The 5,130-nt window shown below is 69.1% G+C and carries 5 protein-coding genes; 2 read left to right on the forward strand and 3 right to left on the reverse strand.

The features are described from left to right. Positions 1–135 precede the first annotated feature (135 nt). Entirely contained in the window at positions 136–1,707 is a 1,572-nt protein-coding gene (locus D588_RS0106375) for an SDR family oxidoreductase (RefSeq protein ID WP_017915392.1), read from the forward strand. Positions 1,708–1,803: 96 nt separating this feature from the next. Here D588_RS0106375 and D588_RS0106380 read toward each other — a convergent pair whose 3' ends face one another. From D588_RS0106380 to D588_RS0106390, 3 genes are all read right to left on the reverse strand, one after another. Continuing rightward, on the reverse strand, positions 1,804–2,334 hold the full coding sequence (locus tag D588_RS0106380; protein WP_225851501.1) for a hypothetical protein: 531 nt from the start codon (positions 2,332–2,334) through the stop codon (positions 1,804–1,806). A gap of 114 nt (positions 2,335–2,448) precedes the next feature. After that, positions 2,449–2,871 carry a hypothetical protein gene (locus D588_RS0106385; protein ID WP_017915393.1) on the reverse strand — a complete coding sequence of 141 codons (423 nt, stop codon included), beginning with the start codon at positions 2,869–2,871 and terminating at the stop codon, positions 2,449–2,451. Between the two features lie 154 nt (positions 2,872–3,025). Then, positions 3,026–3,493 carry a metallophosphoesterase family protein gene (locus D588_RS0106390; protein WP_026143442.1) on the reverse strand — a complete coding sequence of 156 codons (468 nt, stop codon included), beginning with the start codon at positions 3,491–3,493 and terminating at the stop codon, positions 3,026–3,028. A 274-nt stretch (positions 3,494–3,767) separates the two neighbouring features. On the opposite strand from D588_RS0106390, the gene D588_RS0106395 reads away from it, so the two are divergent. Continuing rightward, positions 3,768–5,072 (forward strand): MFS transporter, encoded by a 1,305-nt coding sequence (locus D588_RS0106395; RefSeq protein ID WP_051067847.1) that lies wholly within the window; start codon positions 3,768–3,770, stop codon positions 5,070–5,072. Positions 5,073–5,130: the final 58 nt, after the last annotated feature.

Raw genomic sequence — 5,130 nt, forward strand, 5'->3', positions numbered from 1 at the left:
TCCTCCGGCCCGCCGCGGCCCGTGCCGCCGCTGTTCCCGCTTCGGCGGGCGGTGGCGCCGCAGGGCCGCGTGCTGCCCTGTCGGCATCGTGCCGGCGCTCTGCCGCGGCCCGCCGTCGCCCATCCCGGATCTGTCTTGAACGCCACTGCCCCCGTTTCTCCCGACGACCTGCCCCTGGCCGAGCGCCTGCGCATTGCCCTGGACCTGCTCGAGGCCATCGCCGCCGACCGACGCGTGCTCGATACCTTGCCGGAGGCCGAGCGAGTGCGCCTGCTGCAGGTGGTCGCCCAGGTCTTCAATCCCGAGCCCAAGGCGCGGCGCAAGCTGCTCAAGGAACAGGCGCGCGAGCGCCACCAGGAGAAGGTGCGCAAGGCCGAGGCACTGCTGGCGCAGACCGGCATCCGCGCGCTGCGGCGCAAACCGGTGTTCAGCACGCCCAACTATTTCCCGCCGCACACGCCGGAAGCGCTGATCCATGCGCAGGCCGTGGCGGAGGCGCCGGCGGCGCATTCGCCCGAGTTGCGCCACTGCTACGTGTGCAAGCAGAAGTACACCGAGCTGCATCACTTCTACGACCAGATGTGCCCGCCCTGCGCCGAGTTGAACTACGTCAAGCGCACCGAGACCGCGGACCTGCGCGGGCGCGTGGCGCTGCTCACCGGCGGCCGGGTCAAGATCGGCTACCAGGCCGGGCTCAAGCTGCTGCGTGCGGGTGCGGAGCTGATCGTGACCACGCGCTTCCCGCGCGACTCGGCCGCGCGCTACGCGGAGGAGCCGGATTTCGCTGAGTGGGGCCACCGCCTGCAGGTGTACGGGCTGGACCTGCGCCACACGCCCAGCGTCGAGGCGTTCTGCAGCGAACTGCTGGCGACTCGCAGCCGCCTGGATTTCATCGTCAACAATGCCTGCCAGACCGTGCGCCGGCCGCCGCAGTTCTACGCGCACATGCTGGCCGGCGAGACCGCCGCGCTGCACGACCTGCCCGAGCACGTGCGCCGGCTGGTGGGCCAGTACGAAGGCCTGCGCGGCCCTGATCTGCTGCCGGCTGGGGGCAACACGCAGATGGCCGGGGCGGGCCAGGGGCGCAGCGGTGCCGACGGCCTGCTGCGCGCCGCGGAGCTGTCGCAGGTGCCGCTGTTGGCCGACGACCTGCTCGCCCAGCAGCACCTGTTCCCGGAAGGACGCCTGGACCAGGACCTGCAACAGGTGGACCTGCGCGGGCGCAACTCCTGGCGCCTTCTGCTGGACGAAGTGTCCTCGGTGGAACTGCTGGAGACGCAACTGGTCAACGCGGTCGCGCCGTTCGTCCTCAACGCGCGGCTCAAGCCGCTGATGCTGCGCACGCCCGAGCGCGACAAGCACATCGTCAACGTGTCGGCGATGGAGGGGCAGTTCTACCGCAACTTCAAGACCACCCGGCATCCGCACACCAACATGGCCAAGGCCGCGTTGAACATGATGACCCGCACCTCGGCGGCCGATTACCAGAACGACGGCATCCACATGAACAGCGTGGATACCGGCTGGGTCACCGACGAGGATCCGGCCGAGATCGCCGCGCGCAAGGTGGAGGAGGAGCGCTTCCATCCGCCGCTGGACATCGTCGACGGCGCCGCGCGCATCGTCGATCCGATCATCCACGGCTTCAACACCGGCGAGCACGTGTGGGGCCAGTTCCTCAAGGACTACGCGCCGACGGATTGGTGAGAGACGGCGCGCGGGGGCGGGCTGCGCCAGCGCGCCCGCGTCCCTGTTCCGACGATCGCCGCGGCCATGCCGGCGGCGTTGTCGTGCTTTCGGATGTCAGTCGCCGGCGGCCGCACGCCGCATGGTGCCGCTGTAGCCCCAGGCGAATTGATGCCACTGATCGGTCGGGGGAACGTCGAGATTGTTCACCGTGCGCTGCCAGTAGACGATCATCTCGTCATTGGATGTCCGCGCAAGCGTGAACGACGACGACTCGACCCAGACGCCATCCTCATCGCGTCCCGAGGTGGTGCTGTAAATGAGCGCATGCGGGCCGGAATTGCGCATGCGGAACTGTCCCGGCTTCATTTCCCGCCACGCGCCACTGACCAGGTTGTAGACGCGCACGTGCCAGCGCGAAACCACGAAGCGAAAACGCATGGGAAAGCCTGCGCTATCCACGTAGTGCGGCGCGTCGAAGCCGTCGAGCACGCCTTCCCAGCTGCCTTGAAAGTCGAAGCTGGCATCGCTGGGGTGGGCCAGGACGGGGCGTGGCCGATACGAGTAGAGCGGCGCGGTGATGGTGGCGCAGGCGCTCGTCAGCAGACACAACGCAAGCGCAACGGCCCAGGGTCTACATGCTTTCATGGCACATGGCATCCGATTCGATCGGCCGGCAGCCGGTTCGACATGGTTGGTTCGTAAAAGGCGCATCCGGAGCGGAAAGATCGGACGATGCGCTCGAGGCTTGCCCAACGCCGCTCAACGGGATGGATCGGAGGTGGCGGTCGCTTCGCCTTGGTCGCGTTCGCGGCCCCAGAACTCCACCATGATGGTCATCATGGTCCACACGATCAGCGTCGGCTGCACCTTGTCCGGCAGCAGGGCCTGGCCCTTGAGCATCACGTCGATCACCTTCGGCAGTGCCAGCACCATCAGCAGGGTGTAGATCGCGTACGCCACCCGGTGCCGGCTGCTGGAAATGAACAGGATCGAGATGACCAGGCTGGCGAGGACGCCCAGGACCACACCGAACTGCCAGGCGTTGAGGCGCTCGGCGCCGGTGAGCACCAGGCCCAGGACGGCACCGAAGAACATGTTCAGGCCGTTGAGATTGGCCTGGTACTCGTCCCTGGTCATGCGGCCGAGGCCGACCTTGCCGACCACGTTCCATCCCTTGCGCATGCTCGCTCCCCTTCGCATTGCCGCATCCTGGCGTCGCCACGCCTTCCGCTGGCCGCACGCCTCCCCGCCGCCACTGTAGCGAAGATCGCGCGCGTTCGTCGCCTGCCCGCCGCGCGCCGCCGGCCGCCTTGCCACGGCGCGGGAACCGCCTGCGCTAGCCCAGGGTCTGCAATTCGCCGCGCGGGCCGTCTGGTGTCAGGTACAGATGCCCGATGCCGATCGGCAGGCGGAAACGGCGCGGCCCGGCGCTGCCGGGATTGAGGTAGAGCACGCCGTCGCGGGTCTCCAGCAAGGGCTTGTGCGAGTGGCCGCTGATCACCACGTCCACGCCATCGGCGACGCGCGCCAGGGTCTTCAGGTCGTGGCGCACGTGCAGGCGCACGCCGTCGATGTCCAGGTCCAGTGTCTCGGGCAGCGCCTGTGCCCATGGCGCGGTGTCGATGTTGCCGCGGATCGCGTGCAGCGGTGCCAGTTCCCGCAGTGCGTCGAGCACGTCCGGTTTGCCGATGTCGCCGGCATGCACGATGGCGGCGCAGCCGCGCAAGGCCGCCAGCGCCTCGGGGCGCAGCAGGCCATGGGTATCGGCGATCACGCCGAGATGCAGCGGTCGAACGGGACGCATCGGTGGCGCTTCCTGGTGCGTGACAGCGTGCAGGCTACCCGTTCGGACGTGGTGGCGTCGTTGCGACCTGCGCGTGCTGGCCTGTTTCGTGAGGCGATGGCGCCGGCAGTTCCGGCCTGGGCGTCGTACCGCTGTGCATTAACCCGCACGTAGCGGCTTGCAGCGTCATGGCGGCATGCGCACGCGACGTGTTGTACCGTTGCCGCGCGCGCCGCCCGTGCCGTCGCACGACATCGCACGGCGGTGCCGTTTCTTCTCCAGCAGACTCCGATCGATGACTTCTTCCGCTACGCCTCCCGCCGCCGAGGCCGCGCCGCACGGCGCCGCCGCCGTGTTCCGCGTGGTCACCGGCAACTTCCTCGAGATGTACGACTTCATGGTCTATGGCTTCTATGCCACGGCCATCGGCCATGCGTTCTTCCCGTCGCACAGCGCGTTCGCCTCGCTGATGCTGTCGCTGGCCACGTTCGGCGCCGGCTTCCTGATGCGGCCGATCGGCGCGCTGGTGCTCGGCGGTTACATCGACCGGCACGGGCGTCGCAAGGGCCTGATTCTGACCCTGGGGCTGATGTCGGCCGGCGTGCTGCTGATCGCCTTCGTCCCCGGCTACGGCACTATCGGCGTGCTGGCGCCGTTGCTGGTGCTGCTCGGCCGCCTGCTGCAGGGCTTCTCCGCCGGCGCCGAGCTGGGCGGCGTGTCGGTGTATCTGGCCGAGATCGCCACGCCGGGTCGGCGCGGCTTCTACGTGGCCTGGCAGTCGGCCAGCCAGCAGGTGGCGGTGGTGTTCGCCGCTGCGCTCGGCGTGGCCCTGCACGCGCTGCTCTCCGACAGCACGATGGACAGCTGGGGCTGGCGCGTGCCGTTCGCCATCGGCAGCCTGATCGTGCCGCTGATCTTCCTGATCCGCCGCTCGCTGCAGGAAACCCCGGAGTTCGCCGCGCGGCAGGCGCCGGACCTGGCCGGTATCGCGCGTTCGCTGCGCGCCAATGTCGGATTGATCCTAGCCGGCGTGGGCATGGTGATGATGACCACCGTGTCGTTCTACCTGATCACCGCCTACATGCCGACCTACGGCCGCGCCGAGCTGCACCTGAGCGAGCTGGACAGCCTGGTGGTGACCGGCTGCATCGGCCTGTCCAATTTCGTGTGGCTGCCGGTGATGGGCGCGCTGAGCGACCGCATCGGCCGCAAGCCGCTGCTGGTGTTCGCCAGCGTGGCGATGCTGCTGACGGTGTGGCCGGCGCTGCAGTGGCTGGTCGACGCGCCCTCGTTCGCGCGGCTGCTGCTGGTCGGCGAGTGGCTGTCGCTGCTGTACGGTGCCTACAACGGTGCGATGGTGGTGGCGCTGACCGAGGTGATGCCGGCCGAGGTGCGCACCACCGGCTTCTCGCTGGCCTACAGCCTGGCCACTGCGACGATGGGCGGCTTCACCCCGGCGGTGTCGACCTGGCTGATCCACACCACGCACAGCCGCGCGGCGCCGGCGCTGTGGCTGTCGCTGGCGGCGCTGATCGGCCTGGCCTGCACCTGGCTGCTGTTCCGCCGCCAGCGCGGTGCCGGCACCTTCCAGGCCGCCTGAGCGCGGCACTGCGTGAGGCAGGGCAGGGCGGCGGCAGTCCGCCGCGCCCTGCGCAACA

The sequence above is a fragment of the Xanthomonas sp. SHU 308 genome (assembly GCF_000364645.1).
In the GTDB taxonomy this organism is placed as follows: domain Bacteria; phylum Pseudomonadota; class Gammaproteobacteria; order Xanthomonadales; family Xanthomonadaceae; genus Xanthomonas_A; species Xanthomonas_A sontii.